The following is a 15,977-nucleotide window of genomic DNA, read 5'->3' on the forward strand; positions in this document are numbered from 1 at the left end:
CAACATTTTGTTTACAGCTCACTGCAGCAAAAAAAATGTCTTGACATACGTTCTTTTCCATAGTAATATATTGCTAAATAATCGTTAAAGACGATGAAGGGGAGTAGTAGATACCCGGAACCTTTCAGAGAGCTGTTGGCCGGTGCGAAACAGCAGGGGAACGGTATTGAACTGGCCCCGGAGTTGCCGTCTGAAATCAGAGTAGGACAGGACGAAAGCCCATCGTTATCTGGGCAGGATATCGGTAGAACGCACCTGTATCTGGAAAAAGAGTGGTTAATTGATCCTTCGTCTCTTTTGGCGAAGGTTTTTTTATAAAACGGAAAAACAAATAAAAGGCAGGGTGCATCTGCCGGTCTCCGGACGAGTGTATTCCGATAAGGAATAAAGAAGAGTGGTACCGCGGGAGAAGAAACCTTCCGTCTCTTTGGCAAAAGAGGCGGAAGGTTTTTTAGTTATAGAACTGTAAAGATTATAAAAAAAGGAGGTAACAAAAATGAACTGGAGAAAATACAGAAAATTTCCGGCCTTTGTCTTTAAGGAAAGAACATGGCCTGACAGGACCATTGAAAAAGCCCCGATATGGTGCAGTGTTGATCTTAGGGACGGAAACCAGGCCTTGCCCGACCCGATGAATGTTGAAAAGAAACTTAAGATGTTCAATCTTCTTAAAAAGATAGGGTTTAAGGAAATAGAAGTTGCTTTTCCTTCTGCTTCGAATACTGAATTCCGCTTTGTACGGAAGCTTATTGAAGAAGGGTATCTGGATGATGATACCGTAATCCAGGTTTTGACCCAATCAAGGGAACATCTGATCAGAAAAACCTTTGAATCCCTTAAAGGAGCGAAACAGGCCATAGTACACCTGTATAATTCAACTTCGGAACAGCAGCGCCGCATCGTTTTCAAAAAAGACAAACCCGATATCATAAAGATTGCCGTTGACGGGACAAAGCTGGTTAAACAGCTGAGCCAAGAATGCGATACAGATATCAGATTTGAATATTCTCCTGAAAGCTTTACCGGTACAGAAATGGACTTTGCGCTTGAAATATGCGAACGGGTATTGGAAGTATGGCAGCCCACTCCCGAAAAGAAAGCCATAATCAATCTTCCTGCCACGGTTGAGCTGACAACACCGAATGTTTATGCCGATCAGATTGAATGGTTTTGCAACAAAATAAGTTGCAGGGACAGTGTTATAATAAGCGTTCATACGCACAATGACCGCGGAACCGGAGTTGCTGCAACCGAACTGGCCTTGCTTGCCGGAGCCGACAGGGTGGAAGGCACGCTTTTCGGTAACGGGGAAAGGACAGGAAACCTTGACATCATAACCGTTGCGTTAAATATGTTCTCCCAAGGCATAGATCCCGGCCTCGACATATCTGACATAAATTCAATAATAAAGGTTTATGAGGAATGCACCAATCTTAAGGTGCATGAAAGACACCCATATGCCGGTAAACTGGTGTTTACCGCATTTTCAGGGTCGCACCAGGACGCAATCAACAAAGGTTTCAGGTATTTGAGGGAAGAAAAGCCCGAATACTGGGATGTTCCGTATCTCCCAATAGACCCTACAGACATAGGAAGGCAGTATGAAGCCATTATCAGGATTAACAGCCAGTCAGGCAAAGGCGGTGTGGCATTCATTATGGAACACGAATTCGGATACATACTGCCTAAGGAAATGCATCCTGAATTCGGGGAAATGATCAAGCAGAAATCCGACGAGGCCGGAAGAGAACTGTCGCCTGACGAAGTTATGGAAGTGTTCAGCGAAAACTATTTGAATGTCACAGGACCGTATAAACTGATAGGCTACCACGTTGAAACAAGGGACGGTACCGTAATCGTAAATGCAAGAATATACAAGGATAATGAGTTTTTGGAAATATCAGGGAAAGGGAACGGACCAATTTCGGCTTTCTTTGATGCGCTGAAAAATATCAGCGGAGATCTCCCGTTCCGGTTTGAAGCCTATTCAGAGCATGCTCTTTCAAGCGGTGCGGATGCCGAAGCCGTAGCATATATACAATTGGCAAACGGCGGAGGAAAGAGTATTTTTGGCGTGGGAAAGGACAGGAACACCACTACTGCCTCCTTTGAGGCGATAATTTGCGCGCTGAACAGGGCTGCGGCAGAGAATAAACATGTATAAGACCGATGTTGTAAATCGAGCATCGGCCTTAATTTAACCGAAAATGTCCGGTATTCGGTAAAAATTTGATAAAATCCCCCAAAAGTTTTATAATGGTTATAAAAGAAGCTGGGGGATTTTGTCATGGGGGTCGGTCACAAAAGAAGAAAAATCAGAAACATTATAAAATTGAACATATTCCTGTTCATAATTCTGATTATATGCGTATTTTTCTATTACCGGAATGAAACCGGTCCGAAGGCTGCAGGTGGATTCAGTGATCCTTTAATGAGAGAGGCTTCACAGATGGAAAAAAGTTCAGCGGATGATTTCCTGAACGGTCGTGGAATTCTGCCGGCAGATAGCGGGCAGTCCAAAGCCGTTGCGGGAGATGTTTACGGAGAAAAGCCGGCTGAAAGCCTTGAATTGGCTTTATATACGGAATTGCCGTATTTTATTGAAGAAAATGCCGGAAGGTATACTGATTTTAAAAAGCGGTATCCTGACTATTCTTATGAAAAAATTATTACATACGTAAATATCGGTCTTGACCGTGAATTTTATGAAAATGTCAGTGTTGTTGATGATGCTGACAGCATAACCGTATTGGTGAACAAATATAAAAAACTGCCCGACGATTTTGAGCCTGAACTGGTTCAGGTGGAACAGTCCATGTGTGCGCCTACCGTGGGCCCCCAGTACCTCCGCAGGGAGGCTTATGAAGCGTTTGTCAAAATGCGCGAAGACGCCAAGCAGTTAGGCCTGAATATCACGGTTTGCAGTGGTTACAGGAGTATCAGAACGCAGGAACTGATCTGGAATGATGCCCTGAAAAGAGGCCGTACCCTTGAAGATGTTGACAGTTCCATAGCAAGAGCCGGGCACAGTGAGCATCATACCGGTCTTGCAATAGATGTAATAACTGCTGAATATGATGTGGAAAAAACCAAAGAATTTGAATGGTACAGCCAAAATGCCTATAAATACGGTTTTATAATCCGATATCCGAAGGATAAGGAACATATAACCGGATACAAATATGAACCGTGGCATTTAAGGTATGTGGGACCTGAAATTGCAAAAGAGATTTATGAAAAAGACATAACTTTTGATGAATATTACGTTCAGGTAATTCAGCCGGGAAAAAGCAACGGCACGGGACGTGGAAACCGCTGTTGCTTTTAAGGTCAATTCTTGAAAACATTGCGTCAGCGGAGCAAGCCTTTTTCATGCGGGTTTCTTAGTTTTGACATTACTGCCGTTATTATTCCGCATGGCATAATAAAATTCCCGAATCGGTCCATAATATTAACGGTTCGGGGATTTTGTTATGGAAGCGGGAAATACTGGGAAAAGGCTCTATAAAATCGTACAAATAGCGCTGATTTTTCTTTTAACGGCGGCTGTGTGCGGAATTGTTAAGGAGAATAGAGGCAGCGGCGATGCAAAAAACGAAGGGAATTCACGGAATTATGGCCAAAATGCTGCCGTTCCGGATAAACGGGAAAAAACAAACCCTCCGGCGGTTCCGTCTGGCGAACAGTTAACGGCATGCAGTGAGCTGTCTTTATATTCGGGCTTGCCTTATTTTATTGAGGAATATTCCGAGAGGTATATTGATTATAAGCGGAAAAATCCCGATTTGCCTTATGAAAAAGTCATTACCTACGTAAACATCGGATTGGATTATGACTTTTACGAAAATGTTCATGTTGTTGAAGACGGGCATGAAATAACCGTACTGGTGAACAAGTATAACAAGCTCGATGATGATTTTACCCCCGAACTTACTCAGCTTGATCAGTCGGTTTGTGTTCCTGGCAGAGGCCCGCAATACCTTCGCAGGGAGGCCTGTGAGGCCTTTGTTAAGATGCACAGTGATGCGAAAAAGCTGGGATTGAATATTACCGCATATGGCACGTACAGAAGCATTAAGAAGCAGCACGAAATTTGGAATAACGCCGTGAAAAGCGGGCGCACCGTTGAAGAAGTTGACAGTCTGAATGCGAGGGGCGGGCACAGTGAGCATCACACCGGTCTGGCGGTGGACGTGATAATAAACGATTACGCCGTGGAACAGACCGAAGAATTCAAATGGTACAGCGAGAATGCCCATAAATACGGCTTCATTATAAGGTATCCGAAGGGGAAGGAGCATATAACCGGATACAAATATGAACCGTGGCATTTAAGGTATGTAGGGCCTGAAATTGCGAAAGAAGTTTATGAAAAAGGCATCACTTATGATGAGTATTATGTGCAGGCAATTCAACCGGCAAAAAATAAAAACATTGTAAATTGCAATATTAAATGCAACACCTATAGTGGAAATCATCCATAATTTTAGGTGTTAAAGTACAACATCATCTTTTAGCCCTTCTTAACTACTATCTTGAGCGAGTGCAGAGGGTAGTCAAGGGTTATCGATAGATAAGACAAAGTCTTTACCCTTGACTACCCTCAAATGAGCTTTAAAATATCTTGGATGAAGGGCTCAGACTATTGCTGATATATTTTTGTTTACCAGGTTATGTATCTCTTCATTAAAACATTCTTCAGGTGTTTTGTAACCTAATATCCTTCGTGGAAGGCTGTTTAACCATTGTTGTATCCGTTTTATCGTTTCTTCAGAAAAATCTTTTATAGCCTTTCCTTTAGGAATAAAACGCCTAATAAGTCCATTATGACGTTCATTAGTTCCTCTCTCCCATGAGGAATAAGGATGAGTGAAATAAGCTTCAATTCCTAGCCCTTGTAACATTTCGGATAGTCTACTAAATTCAGAACCATTGTCTGCCGTTATAGTGCGAAATACATTTGAAACATCCTTACCATAACAATTCTTAAGTTCTGAAAGTGCCTCGTTAACAGTATTACTGTCTTTTGCGTCCAAAAGAAACAATAACTCGTAGCGGGTTTTTCGTTCAGTTAAGGTTAAAATTACTGAATCGTTAGACTTTTTGCCTGTTACCGTATCAATTTCCCAATGCCCAAAGGTTTGACGTGATTGTACTTCTTCCGGCCTTTGATCAATGCTTTTCCCTACAACCCGTTTGTTTTGACGTATCCTTTTTATTTTAGATTTTAAACGTAGTTTAAGATTTAAATCTATATTTCGTACTTTTATGAGTCCCAGGTCTATATAATTATACAGTGTTTTGGTACATACAATAGTAGAATTTTGCCACTTGGGGTCTCTCCTACATAAACCAACAACTGCATCTGGAGACCATTTTTCGCGTAGTATCTTATCTTCTGCAAACTTAAGAAAATCTTCAACTTGAGCCAATTTACGCTTTGCTCCGCAATTCATACGATTTTTCTCATAAACTGCCTGCCCTGTTTCAGGAAAATATACTTTGTATGTCGATAAATCAGTTCTCATCTGCATTGTTGTCCCTCTTTTAATTTCACGGCTAATTGTACTTGGCGAGCGACCTAGTTTATTAGCAATATAACGTTGACTCTTTCCTTCTTTTAAAAGAGCTGCAATCTGCCCTCTTTCATAAACACTTAAGTGTTTAAACTTATGCTCAGTTGTGGTAGACTTATATTGTACAGCCATAGTTGAGAACCTCCTGTATGTTTGGATTGGACACCTAAATCATACATGATTTCTCACTATGGTTGTCAATTATTTATTTCATTTTACTGTTGCATTTAATTTTACAACGAACCAAAATAAAAACATTACAAAACAGAATAAAAATATTATTGACAAAAATCAAAGCCATTAGTATAATGAAAGAGTCGCTTGAATACGGAGCAATAAAAAATGCGGGTGTAGTTCAATGGTAGAATACCAGCCTTCCAAGCTGGCCGTGTGGGTTCGATTCCCATCACCCGCTCCATTTGTGCCTGTAGCTCAGCTGGATAGAGCAACGGCCTTCTAAGCCGTGGGTCGGGGGTTCGAATCCCTCCAGGCACGCCAGTTAGAGAGGATTGTCGGAATAAAAAGAACGTTGGAATATGGCAATCCTTTTTTTATTTCCATAAATTCTTAATCAGCTGGTATTGTTAAGTCGATACAAAACAAACATGGATTCTGTTCAACCGTGTTGAATACAAAAACAGAGTTAAAATACCAAAAAAGTTGATGAAAGCCTGGGAAAGCTTTTATGCTAATTCACAGAAGCGGGTTTTTGTGTAAAAAAGTATAGCGACATTTCGGTAAGCCTATTTCAGAGTTAGGCGTTAAGACAAACTGAATGGCTGTTTTGTATACGATAAGCATAGGTATGTATTTCAGATATTCGTGTATTTCGGCAACAGTTTGAAATCGTTTTTGCGCGGACGCAGGCCGAGATAGCTGGGAAATTTATAAAGCTACGTCCAAAGGGAAAGTTATTATAAGGAATCATAATCAGTATCTGATTGTCTAAAAGAAGGAACTTTATAAAAAAATTGCCGAAAAAGAAAACCAAAGAGGGCAAAAAATGTCCCATAAAATATTCCGATGTCTGATACCGGTGAAATACAGAATACACTGGCAGAAATAAGACTTTATTAATTAAAAACTTATGAATAATCCGCTGTTAAAATTGAAAAAATAGAATTACTTCAGGTTAATGCCTTACTCCGCGAAAAGTTAAAATTTGTATCGGACGGGTGTTGTACATAAAACATGTGAATTTTAACAAAAACATTTGCATTGATAAGTGTTCCATGATATAATGAATTTAGCTAATTAACGTAGTTTGGCAGGTGACAGTAAAGAGTGGGTATTTCCCACTCTTTAAGTTTTAATTTGAGACTGTTGGCTGTGTTTTGATGCATGAAACTGCGATTTTGTTACGGGTACTGAAAACATGGACGGAACATTTATGCTTCATCGGGATTTGACTATGTCAAATCCTTTATCATAAAGGCGGTAAATTTGTTGTGGGTTGTTGATTTAGCATATTTCACGGAGGTAAAAAATGACAAGAAAAGAGATAGTGGAAACAGTCAGGAATATAGCCGAACCGATTGTGGAAGAGCTGGGACTTGAACTGGTGGATGTGGAATTTGTTCGTGAAGGCAGGGACTGGTATCTCAGAGTATATATCGATAAAGATGGCGGAGTTACACTGGATGACTGTGAAGCGGTAAGCCAACCGTTGAGTGATAAACTGGATGAGGTGGATCCCATTGAGCAGTCATATCTGCTTGAGGTTTCGTCACCGGGTGCGGAAAGGCCTTTTAAGACAGCAAGGGATTTTGAAAAGGCAATGGGCGAATATGTAATGGCTAAGCTTTATAAAGCCGTAAACGGCAAAAAGACGGTGGAAGGAATTCTGGAAGGGTATGACGGAGAAACCGTGACAATACTGACTGATGAAGACAAAAGGGAAATATATAGACTGAAGGATATATCAAAAATAAACAGAATTATTAAGTTATAAAGATTGAAATGACCGGTAATGGTTTAATAATGGGGAGGCATAAGAAATGAGTGCTGAATTAATTCATGCATTGGAACAAATTGAGAAGGAAAAGGGAATTGGCAAAGAAGTACTTATTGATGCCATTGAGGCGGCTTTAATTACGGCATATAAACGCAATTTCGGTTCAGCGATGAATGTTGAGGTTTATATTGACAGGCTTACGGGAGACGTCCGCGTGTTTGCCCTTAAGAATATTGTTGAGAAGGTAAAGGATCCGGCGACAGAGCTTTCATTGGAACAGGCAAAACAGTTCGGACCTGATTTTGAAATCGGCGACGTGGTGGAGGTTGAAGTTACGCCGCGCAAATTCGGAAGAATTGCGGCACAGACCGCAAAACAGGTTGTTATGCAGCGCATACGCGAAGCGGAGCGTGGGCTCATATATGAAGAATTCTCCAACAAGGAAGATGATATTGTATCAGGAGTAGTTACCAGGTTTGAAAGAAAGAACATAATTGTCGACCTGGGACGAGCTGAAGCAATACTTCCGCCCAGCGAGCAAATTCCGGGCGAAGTGTTGAATGTTCATGACAGAATTAAGGCATATGTCCTTAATGTTAAAAAAACGAACAAAAACCCGCAGATTTTTATTTCAAGAACTCATCCAGGCCTTGTAAAACGCCTTTTAGAGCTTGAAGTTCCTGAAATACATGACGGTACGGTAGAGATTAAGACCATTGCCCGTGAACCGGGTTCCAGAACAAAAGTTGCCATATATTCCAAGAATGAAAACGTGGATCCTGTCGGAGCATGTGTCGGACAGAAAGGCAGCCGCATTAGGGCCATTGTGGAAGAGCTTAGGGGAGAAATGATAGATATTATAAGATGGAGCAATGTGCCCGAAGAATACATTGCCAGCAGCCTGAGCCCGGCAAAAGTACTCCGTGTCGACATTGACGAAGAAAACAAGGTTGCAAGGGTTATTGTTCCGGACTTCCAGCTTTCTCTTGCAATTGGCAAGGAAAGTCAGAATGCAAGGCTGGCGGCGAAACTTACGGGCTGGAAAATAGACATAAAGAGTGAATCACAGTTAAGGGCGCAGATAGAACAGCAGTTGTTTGAAAAACCAAAAACCGGCGATGAAAAAGAATCAGCCGATGAAAGTCTTTTTGTTGATGAGACCGAAGACAAAGAATGAAAAACAATGGAACGAAGTAGTTCCAGACCGATGGAAAACGACCGTTAAGGCAGGTGATGGAACCGGTGAAGGCAAAGAAAATCCCTATGCGGCGGTGTGTGGCATGTCATCAGATGAAGGATAAAAGAGAATTAATACGTGTGGTGAAGAGCCCAGAAGGCGAAATATTTATTGATCCGACAGGCAAAAAAAACGGCCGTGGGGCTTATCTGTGCAAGGATCCTGCATGCATAGCCAAAGCGCGCAAGGCAAAATCGTTGAACAGGGAATTTAAGTCAGAAATTCCCGTTGAAATATATGAACAGTTGCAGGAACAGCTGAACAGTTTGGAGGGGAATAGTGGCGGATAATATTTATAATTTTTTGGGTCTTGCTATGAAAGCCGGAAAGTTGGTTTCCGGTGAATTGGGCTGTGAAAAGGCCATAAAAAGCGGTAAAGCTTCGTTGGTAATTGTTGCTGAGGATGCTTCCGCAAACACAAAAAAGAAGTTTATGGATTCCTGCGGATTTTACCGTATTTCTTTTTGCGTTTTCGGCGAAAAGGAAAAATTGGGTAAATTCCTTGGAAAGGGTGTGCGTTCTGTAATCGCAGTAACGGATAAGAATTTTTCCGGCAGGTTAATCCGACTGATCGAAGAAACCAAACAAAGCACGGGGGTGGGCTGATTGAGTAAAAGAGTGTTTGAACTGGCCAAGGAATTGAATACTACCAGCAAAAGGTTGATGGAAAAACTGGAAGAGATAAACATAAAGGTCAAAAGCCATATGAGTTTGCTGGATGACGAACAGCTGGAACGGCTGTATGAGCATATAGGCGTTGTGAACAGAGACCGTATTTCCGGCTCTGATGAAGGAAGCAGTACCGAGCGTACCGATCAGCCAGAACAACCGGGAAGTCAGCTTGTCAGAAGAACAATTCCGCGAATCATCAGGAAAACCGAAATTATTATTCATGATGAAAATGAAGAAAACGATGTTAATAAAGACAAACAACAAAATAAAAAAGGCACAAGAAGTTATGTTCGTACTTCGAGCAGTACAGACGGATTAAGGGCAGGGCTGAAGCGTGAGGAAGATGTTCTGATTACTTCAATACGAAAGCATAAAGCCGAACAGGAAGAAACAAAGAAAACGGAAGTTGCCTCGAAACAAAGCACAAGTGCCGAAGAAAAGGGAAATGAAGAGACAAAGGCCGCGCACACTGTGTCTGAAAACGCCCCGGACGACGGACAGAAAACCGAAAGAACTATCAGAAGACCTGTTGACAGCATATTAAGTATAAAGAAAGTTTCGTCGAAAAAAGAGTGGGAGAGGCGAAAAGCCGGTGAAACCGATAAAGCTGAGGATAAAGCAGCCGTGGCTTCGGCTGAACAGAAGGAACAGACAGTGGAAACTGTCGCCGAAGACAAAAAGGCTGATAATATAAAAACTGAAAAAGAAATTATTACAGAAAGCAATCAGAAGGAGGCAATTTCTGCGGGGGCAGAACAAAAAGAGGGACATATGCAAGCTGGAACATTTAAAGATATGAAAAAAACAGGTAAAGAAGAAACAAAAGAACTGAAATCTGAAAAGAAAGCCGTTGCGGAGAAGGAGCAGGTATCTGCTGAAGGAGCGGGGAAAGCAGAGACCGTTACCGGTGAGGCTGCAGTCAAAGCCGGAAAGGAAGAAAGAAAGGATATTCCCGGCCAGGTTTCGGTTCAGGCCAGAGATGCCGAAAAAGATAAAGATAAAAAAGTCGAATCTGTGAAAAATACAGAAAAGGATGGTATGAAAGTTCAGGATAAGGCAAAGAATAAAAAACACCATAAACATGGTGATAAACAGGCCGAAAGTGCAGCGCGTGACGGTAAGGAGAAAAAGCATGACTTTGCCGAAAAACAAAAGGGCACGAATAAGAATCTTGTTATACCGAAAGCTGCAGTGGCACCTGGGCAGCCTGAAGAAAAGAACAATCTGAGAAGTGAAAGACGTTCGTCTACAATTCGCGATTTGGAAAAGGGGATAAAGCGAGAGGCAAAGAAAGAGAAGGAAGAGTCGAAGAGGGATATTAAGTCTGCCTTGGGTGCAGGAATAAAAGGGAAGACCAAATACAAAAAGCATATTCATGTGGGGCACATGGCAAGCGTGTCCGACATGTATTCCGACGATTATATACTTGAAGAATTCTATGAAGAAAAAATTAAGGTAAAGAAGGAAAAAACGAAGAAAAAGGAAAAAGAGGTTCCTCAAAAACAGGAGAAGGAAGTTGCTCAAAAACCGGCAGTTACAGAAGTTACGATACCGGAAACCATTACGGTCAAGAGTTTTGCTGAAACCATAAAGAAGTCGGTAGCCGAAGTAATCAAGAAACTGATGAGTCTTGGCGTTATGGCTACGATGAACCAGGAAATCGATTTTGACACTGCCGCGATTGTTGGTGAAGAATTCGGAATAAAGGTTAACAAAGAAGCCGTTGTAAACATTGAAGACATCCTTTTTGATGATGATGAGGAGGACAAGGAAGAAGAACTTGTTGAAAGAGCCCCGGTTGTTGTGGTTATGGGGCATGTTGACCACGGTAAGACGTCGCTGCTTGATGCAATACGGAAAACCAACGTGGCAAGCAGAGAGGCCGGCGGAATTACCCAGCATATAGGCGCATACAAGGTTAATGTAAATGGAAGAAGCATAACTTTCCTTGATACGCCAGGTCACGAAGCGTTCACCGCAATGAGAGCGCGTGGTGCGCAGGCAACGGATATTGCCATTCTTGTTGTCGCAGCCGATGACGGGGTAATGCCGCAGACCATTGAAGCTATTAATCATGCCAAAGCGGCCAATGTAAGTATTGTTGTGGCTATAAACAAAATGGATAAACCTGAAGCAAATCCCGAAAAAGTAAAGCAGCAGCTTGCGGAGCACGGTCTGCTGGTAGAGGAATGGGGCGGCGATATTGTTGCCGTGCCTGTTTCGGCAAAAACGGGACAAAATATTGACCTGCTGCTTGAGATGGTACTGCTGACCGCGGATATGCTTGAGCTTAAGGCAAATCCGAACAGACGGGCAAAAGGTATTATAATTGAGGCAAAACTGGACAAGGGCCGCGGGCCTGTTGCCACAGTCCTGATACAGAGAGGTACGTTGCACACCGGCGATGCCGTCATCTCAGGCACGGCGTTCGGGCATGTCCGTGCGATGGTTGATGAAAACGGCAACAGGGTTGATGCGGCAGGACCTTCCACTCCCGTTGAGATAATCGGACTGGATGAGGTGCCGGAAGCAGGAGAGGTTTTGTATGCAGTTGCGGATGAAAAACTTGCAAAGGAACTGGTGGAAAAACGCAGAGCCGAGCAGCGTGAAAAAGCAATAGGTTCCGCAAAACCCGTTGTTTCCCTTGAGGATTTGTTCAACAGAATCCAGCAGGGAGACATGAAGGAACTTAATCTTATTGTAAAAGCCGATGTACAGGGCTCTGTTGAAGCATTGAAACAGTCATTTGAGAAACTGAGCAACGACGAAGTTAAAGTTCAGGTTATACATGGCGGTGTAGGAACCATCAATGAAGCCGACGTTACATTAGCAAGTGTTTCCCATGCAATTATTATAGGCTTCAATGTAAGGCCTCCGCAGAATGTCGTTGAAGCCGCCAAAGATGCGGGTGTGGACATACGCCTTTACAGAGTGATTTATGATGCGATAAATGACGTAGAAAAAGCAATGAAAGGGCTTCTTGAACCTGAATACAAGGAAGTTGTCGACGGGCATGTGGAAATTCGCAAGATCTTTAAGGTCTCCAGTGTTGGAACCATTGGCGGTGGATATGTACTGGACGGCAAGATCAGCCGTAATTCCGATGTCAGGGTTGTGCGCAACGGCATTGTGGTTTATGAAGGAAAACTGGCTTCTCTGAAGAGATTTAAGGACGACGTGCGTGAAGTTACGCAGGGCTATGAATGTGGTCTGCTAATCGATAAGTTCAATGACATTAAAGAGGGGGACATTATAGAAGCGTTCAGAATGGTTGAAGTGGAGAGAGTATAACTTTCGTTTAATAAACAGGCGAAAGATGGTGATATGATGGAAAGGACAGACAGAATATCGGTTGAAATTCAGAAAGAAGTATCCGATATTATCAGGAACAGCATAAAGGATCCGCGAATACCCGAAATGATATCCGTTACCCGGGTTGAAGTTACCAAGGATCTCCGCTATGCAAAGGTTTATATCAGTATTTACGGCAGCGAGGAAGAAAAGAAAAATGCAATGACGGCACTGAAAGGCGCTGCGGGGTTTGTAAGACGTGAAATAGGGCAGAGAATACAGCTCAGGTATACTCCAGAAATAGTTTTTAAAGAGGATAATTCCATTGAACAGGGGTTATATATAAGTAAACTGATTGACGAAATCATGCATTCAGAAAAAGAATGAAGGGATTGAGATTTTGAAGAATTTGATAAATATTATTCAAAATTCTTCCAAGGTAGCAATAGTGACCCATACTTCGGCAGACGGCGATGCCCTGGGATCTTCCTTTGGCATTGCCCTCGCCTTGGAAGGTATGGGTAAAAAAGTGTCGGTTTTTCTTGAAGAACCCGTGCCTAAAATGCTTAATTTCCTTCCCGGGCAGCATCTGGTTGCAGAATACAAGGGCGAATTTCATGACCTTTGCATATGCGTAGATACGAGTGACATGAAAAGGCTTGGCGAACGGGCTGAGATTTATTCAAACGCAGCAAGGAAAATAACCATTGATCATCACACAACCAACAATATGCAGGCAGACGGGCTGTGGATTGATGAAAGTGCCGCAGCAACCGGTGAAATGATTTATAAGCTAATTAAGGCGTTGAATGTGGATATAAGCCGGGATATAGCCATTAACCTTTACACGGCGATAGTGACCGATACCGGAGGTTTCAGATACAGTAACACCACTCCGGAAAGTCACTTAATTGCCGCTGATTTACTGTCGAGAAACGTTCCGTTTACCGACATTATAAAAAAGGTTTTTGATACGGTGTCTTATTCCAAAATGGTTTTGATGAAAAAAACCCTTGATAATTTAACTTTGCATTTTGACGGCAAGGTTGCCGTTTCATATCTTCTGTATGATGACATAAAATCGGTGGACGCACAGACCGACGATTTTGAAGGTCTGGTGAATGTGGGCCGTAATCTGGAAGGCGTGGAAGTATCCCTGTTTCTCCGGGAGGAGCAGCCCGGGGTTTTCAAAGGCAGTCTCAGGGCTAACGAATATGTTGATGTGGCACAGATAGCTTCTGTTTTTTCAGGCGGGGGTCATAAACGGGCGGCTGGATTTTCCATGGCAGGCGGGCTTGAAGAGACGATGGAAAAAGTTTTGTCGGAGATAGGAAAGGTGCTGTAAATGAACGGGATACTGCTGGTTATAAAGCCGCCGGGTATGACGTCCTTCGATGTGGTGGCCTATTTAAGGAAAATTTTGAAGGTAAAGAAGATCGGTCATGCGGGGACATTGGATCCCTCGGCGGGCGGTCTTCTTCCTGTTTGTTTGGGAAAAGCCACAAAAGCCATTGAACGTTTTTTGAATTTTGACAAATCCTATCGTGCCGAAATGGTACTGGGAGTGGTTACCGATACCCAGGACGCCGAGGGAAGGGTATTGGAAAAAAAAGATGTAACGTTGGATGATACCGCCATTATTGAAGCAGTGAATTCATTTAAAGGAAAGTACGGGCAGATTCCGCCGATGTATTCGGCGATAAAGGTCAACGGACGGAAATTGTATGATCTTGCACGGCAGGGGATTGAAATACAGCGGGAACCCCGGCAGGTTGAAATTTCTGAAATTAAAGTAATCGATATAAAGCGGCGGGATGGCGTTGTGGCTGTGAGATTTGACGTGGACTGTTCAAAGGGTACGTATGTCAGGACTCTGTGCCATGATATAGGTCAGAGGCTCGGATGCGGCGCACATATGTCCTTTCTGATACGCACAAGGGTTGGGCCTTTTCCGTTAACCGAAGGAATAACCCTTGAAGAAATAAATGACAGGCTGGAGAAAGGAACCCTGTCATCTGTTATCAGGCCGGTGGATATTTTATTTAACGATTATAACCGTGTGGTTGTTGAAGGAAGAGCATTGCCGGGATTTTTGAACGGTGCGCCTGTTGTTCTGCACAAATTTACAACGCTGAAGAATAACGAAGCGGTAAGGGTATACGCGGAAACGGGAGCATTCCTCGGACTGGGCAGAATTCTGGTTCGTGGGAATAAAATGATTTTGCGGCCTGACAAACTCTTTGTATCCGGTGTGTAAAGATCGGGTGCTGAAGTTTTTGTTTGTCATAAAAAGGAAGGGACAGTTGGTGGAAGTATTCGAAAATGAGTTCAGCATTACAGACTCGAAATACTGCGGTGTAGGGCTTGGAAATTTTGACGGCCTTCACCGCGGGCACATGGCTCTTATAAATACCTTGCTTGATGAATGCAGGATTAGTGATTTGCACTCGGTTGTATATACTTTTAAAAAACATCCCGAACACATTTTAAGAAAAGAACTTCTAACACCGCTGATAATGACTACCGAGCACAAAGTGCGGCTGCTGGAAAAAACCGGGCTGGAGTTTTTGGTTTTTCAGGAGTTTGATGAAGAATTTTCAAGAATTTCGCCGAGGGAATTTGTCGAAGAAATACTTGTAAACAAACTCAAAGCGAGGCTTGTCGTAGTTGGTTTTAATTACCGCTTTGGATATATGGGAAAGGGTGACTGTGAACTTTTAAAAGAGCTCGGGCAGGAATACGGCTTTAAAGTTATTGTGATACCTCCGGTAAAGATTGGCAATGAAGTTGTAAGCAGCACCGCCATAAGAAAGTATGTAATTGAGGGACAGATGGAAAAAGCAAATGAGTTTCTTGGAAGGTTTTTTTCCATTTCCGGAAAGGTTGTAACCGGGAAAGGAATAGGAAATACAATGGGGTTTCCGACTGCAAACATTGATCCCGAAAAATTCCTTGTAACACCGGCAGAGGGTGTGTATGTAACCCGTACATTATATCAGGGGAAATGGTACGACAGTGTAACAAATGTGGGCAAATGCCCTACTGTAAGAAGTGATGGCGCGACGACGATAGAAACTCATATGATTGATTTTACGGGTGAACTGTACGGAGAGGACATTGAAGTGTCTTTCATCAAAAGGCTGAGGGGTGAAAAGCTGTTCAAAAACCGCGAGGAGTTAATTAACCAAATCAGGACTGACATAGAAAATGCGAAAATGTATAAAAAACACCTTTGTCTGGGATAATT

Annotated in this window: 12 protein-coding genes, 2 tRNA genes, 1 pseudogene and 1 other annotated feature; of the genes and pseudogenes, 14 read left to right on the forward strand and 1 reads right to left on the reverse strand. The window is 42.6% G+C overall.

Features of this window, described 5'->3' with window-relative positions:
* The first annotated feature begins 84 nt into the window (after positions 1 to 84).
* Positions 85 to 430, forward strand: a binding site (T-box leader).
* A gap of 66 nt (positions 431 to 496) precedes the next feature.
* The 3 genes and pseudogenes from leuA to CST_RS05065 all read left to right on the forward strand — a co-directional run bounded on the left by leuA (position 497) and on the right by CST_RS05065 (position 4,484).
* Positions 497 to 2,164 (forward strand): 2-isopropylmalate synthase, encoded by a 1,668-nt coding sequence (gene leuA, locus CST_RS05055; protein ID WP_015358766.1) that lies wholly within the window; start codon positions 497 to 499, stop codon positions 2,162 to 2,164.
* Between the two features lie 714 nt (positions 2,165 to 2,878).
* Positions 2,879 to 3,215 (forward strand): annotated as a pseudogene (locus CST_RS13900) (M15 family metallopeptidase); the annotation flags it as partial.
* A 258-nt stretch (positions 3,216 to 3,473) separates the two neighbouring features.
* Positions 3,474 to 4,484, forward strand: a complete 1,011-nt coding sequence (locus CST_RS05065; RefSeq protein WP_015358768.1) for a M15 family metallopeptidase — start codon at positions 3,474 to 3,476, stop codon at positions 4,482 to 4,484.
* Between the two features lie 153 nt (positions 4,485 to 4,637).
* Here the strand turns inward: CST_RS05065 and CST_RS05070 are convergent, their stop codons facing one another.
* Entirely contained in the window at positions 4,638 to 5,708 is a 1,071-nt protein-coding gene (locus CST_RS05070; protein ID WP_015357916.1) for an IS30-like element ISCth3 family transposase, read from the reverse strand.
* Between the two features lie 212 nt (positions 5,709 to 5,920).
* On the opposite strand from CST_RS05070, the gene CST_RS05075 reads away from it, so the two are divergent.
* The 11 genes from CST_RS05075 (at position 5,921) to CST_RS05125 (ending at position 15,975) form a co-directional block, all read left to right on the forward strand.
* A tRNA-Gly gene (locus tag CST_RS05075) sits at positions 5,921 to 5,994 on the forward strand.
* Between the two features lie 3 nt (positions 5,995 to 5,997).
* Positions 5,998 to 6,074: transfer RNA gene (locus CST_RS05080), tRNA-Arg, on the forward strand.
* 988 nt (positions 6,075 to 7,062) lie between these two features.
* Positions 7,063 to 7,527, forward strand: coding sequence for a ribosome maturation factor RimP (gene rimP / locus CST_RS05085; protein ID WP_015358770.1), 465 nt, complete (start codon positions 7,063 to 7,065; stop codon positions 7,525 to 7,527).
* A gap of 46 nt (positions 7,528 to 7,573) precedes the next feature.
* Positions 7,574 to 8,707: a transcription termination factor NusA gene (gene nusA, locus CST_RS05090; protein WP_015358771.1), complete on the forward strand. Its 1,134-nt coding sequence runs from the start codon at positions 7,574 to 7,576 to the stop codon at positions 8,705 to 8,707.
* Positions 8,708 to 8,772: 65 nt separating this feature from the next.
* Positions 8,773 to 9,057, forward strand: a complete 285-nt coding sequence (rnpM, locus tag CST_RS05095; protein WP_015358772.1) for an RNase P modulator RnpM — start codon at positions 8,773 to 8,775, stop codon at positions 9,055 to 9,057.
* Complete coding sequence (locus CST_RS05100) at positions 9,047 to 9,373, forward strand: L7Ae/L30e/S12e/Gadd45 family ribosomal protein (RefSeq protein ID WP_015484951.1); 327 nt, start codon at positions 9,047 to 9,049, stop codon at positions 9,371 to 9,373. The genes rnpM and CST_RS05100 overlap by 11 nt, the downstream gene beginning before the upstream one ends.
* Positions 9,374 to 12,730 (forward strand): translation initiation factor IF-2, encoded by a 3,357-nt coding sequence (gene infB, locus CST_RS05105; protein WP_015358774.1) that lies wholly within the window; start codon positions 9,374 to 9,376, stop codon positions 12,728 to 12,730.
* 33 nt (positions 12,731 to 12,763) lie between these two features.
* Entirely contained in the window at positions 12,764 to 13,117 is a 354-nt protein-coding gene (rbfA, locus tag CST_RS05110; RefSeq protein ID WP_015484952.1) for a 30S ribosome-binding factor RbfA, read from the forward strand.
* Entirely contained in the window at positions 13,086 to 14,075 is a 990-nt protein-coding gene (locus CST_RS05115) for a DHH family phosphoesterase (protein ID WP_242823594.1), read from the forward strand. The genes rbfA and CST_RS05115 overlap by 32 nt, the downstream gene beginning before the upstream one ends.
* Positions 14,076 to 14,987 carry a tRNA pseudouridine(55) synthase TruB gene (gene truB, locus CST_RS05120; protein WP_015358777.1) on the forward strand — a complete coding sequence of 304 codons (912 nt, stop codon included), beginning with the start codon at positions 14,076 to 14,078 and terminating at the stop codon, positions 14,985 to 14,987.
* 49 nt (positions 14,988 to 15,036) lie between these two features.
* Positions 15,037 to 15,975, forward strand: a complete 939-nt coding sequence (locus CST_RS05125; RefSeq protein ID WP_237266375.1) for a bifunctional riboflavin kinase/FAD synthetase — start codon at positions 15,037 to 15,039, stop codon at positions 15,973 to 15,975.
* Positions 15,976 to 15,977 lie beyond the last annotated feature (2 nt).

Source organism: Thermoclostridium stercorarium subsp. stercorarium DSM 8532 (assembly GCF_000331995.1).
Taxonomy (GTDB): domain Bacteria; phylum Bacillota; class Clostridia; order DSM-8532; family DSM-8532; genus Thermoclostridium; species Thermoclostridium stercorarium.

Bases quoted from the DNA above. Each gene is read 5' to 3' on its own strand.
- rbfA (WP_015484952.1), top strand. From the start codon at position 12,764: ATGATGGAAAGGACAGACAGAATATCGGTTGAAATTCAGAAAGAAGTA.
- CST_RS05070 (WP_015357916.1), bottom strand. From the start codon at position 5,708: ATGGCTGTACAATATAAGTCTACCACAACTGAGCATAAGTTTAAACAC.
- truB (WP_015358777.1), top strand. From the start codon at position 14,076: ATGAACGGGATACTGCTGGTTATAAAGCCGCCGGGTATGACGTCCTTC.
- leuA (WP_015358766.1), top strand. From the start codon at position 497: ATGAACTGGAGAAAATACAGAAAATTTCCGGCCTTTGTCTTTAAGGAA.
- nusA (WP_015358771.1), top strand. From the start codon at position 7,574: ATGAGTGCTGAATTAATTCATGCATTGGAACAAATTGAGAAGGAAAAG.
- CST_RS05065 (WP_015358768.1), top strand. From the start codon at position 3,474: ATGGAAGCGGGAAATACTGGGAAAAGGCTCTATAAAATCGTACAAATA.
- rimP (WP_015358770.1), top strand. From the start codon at position 7,063: ATGACAAGAAAAGAGATAGTGGAAACAGTCAGGAATATAGCCGAACCG.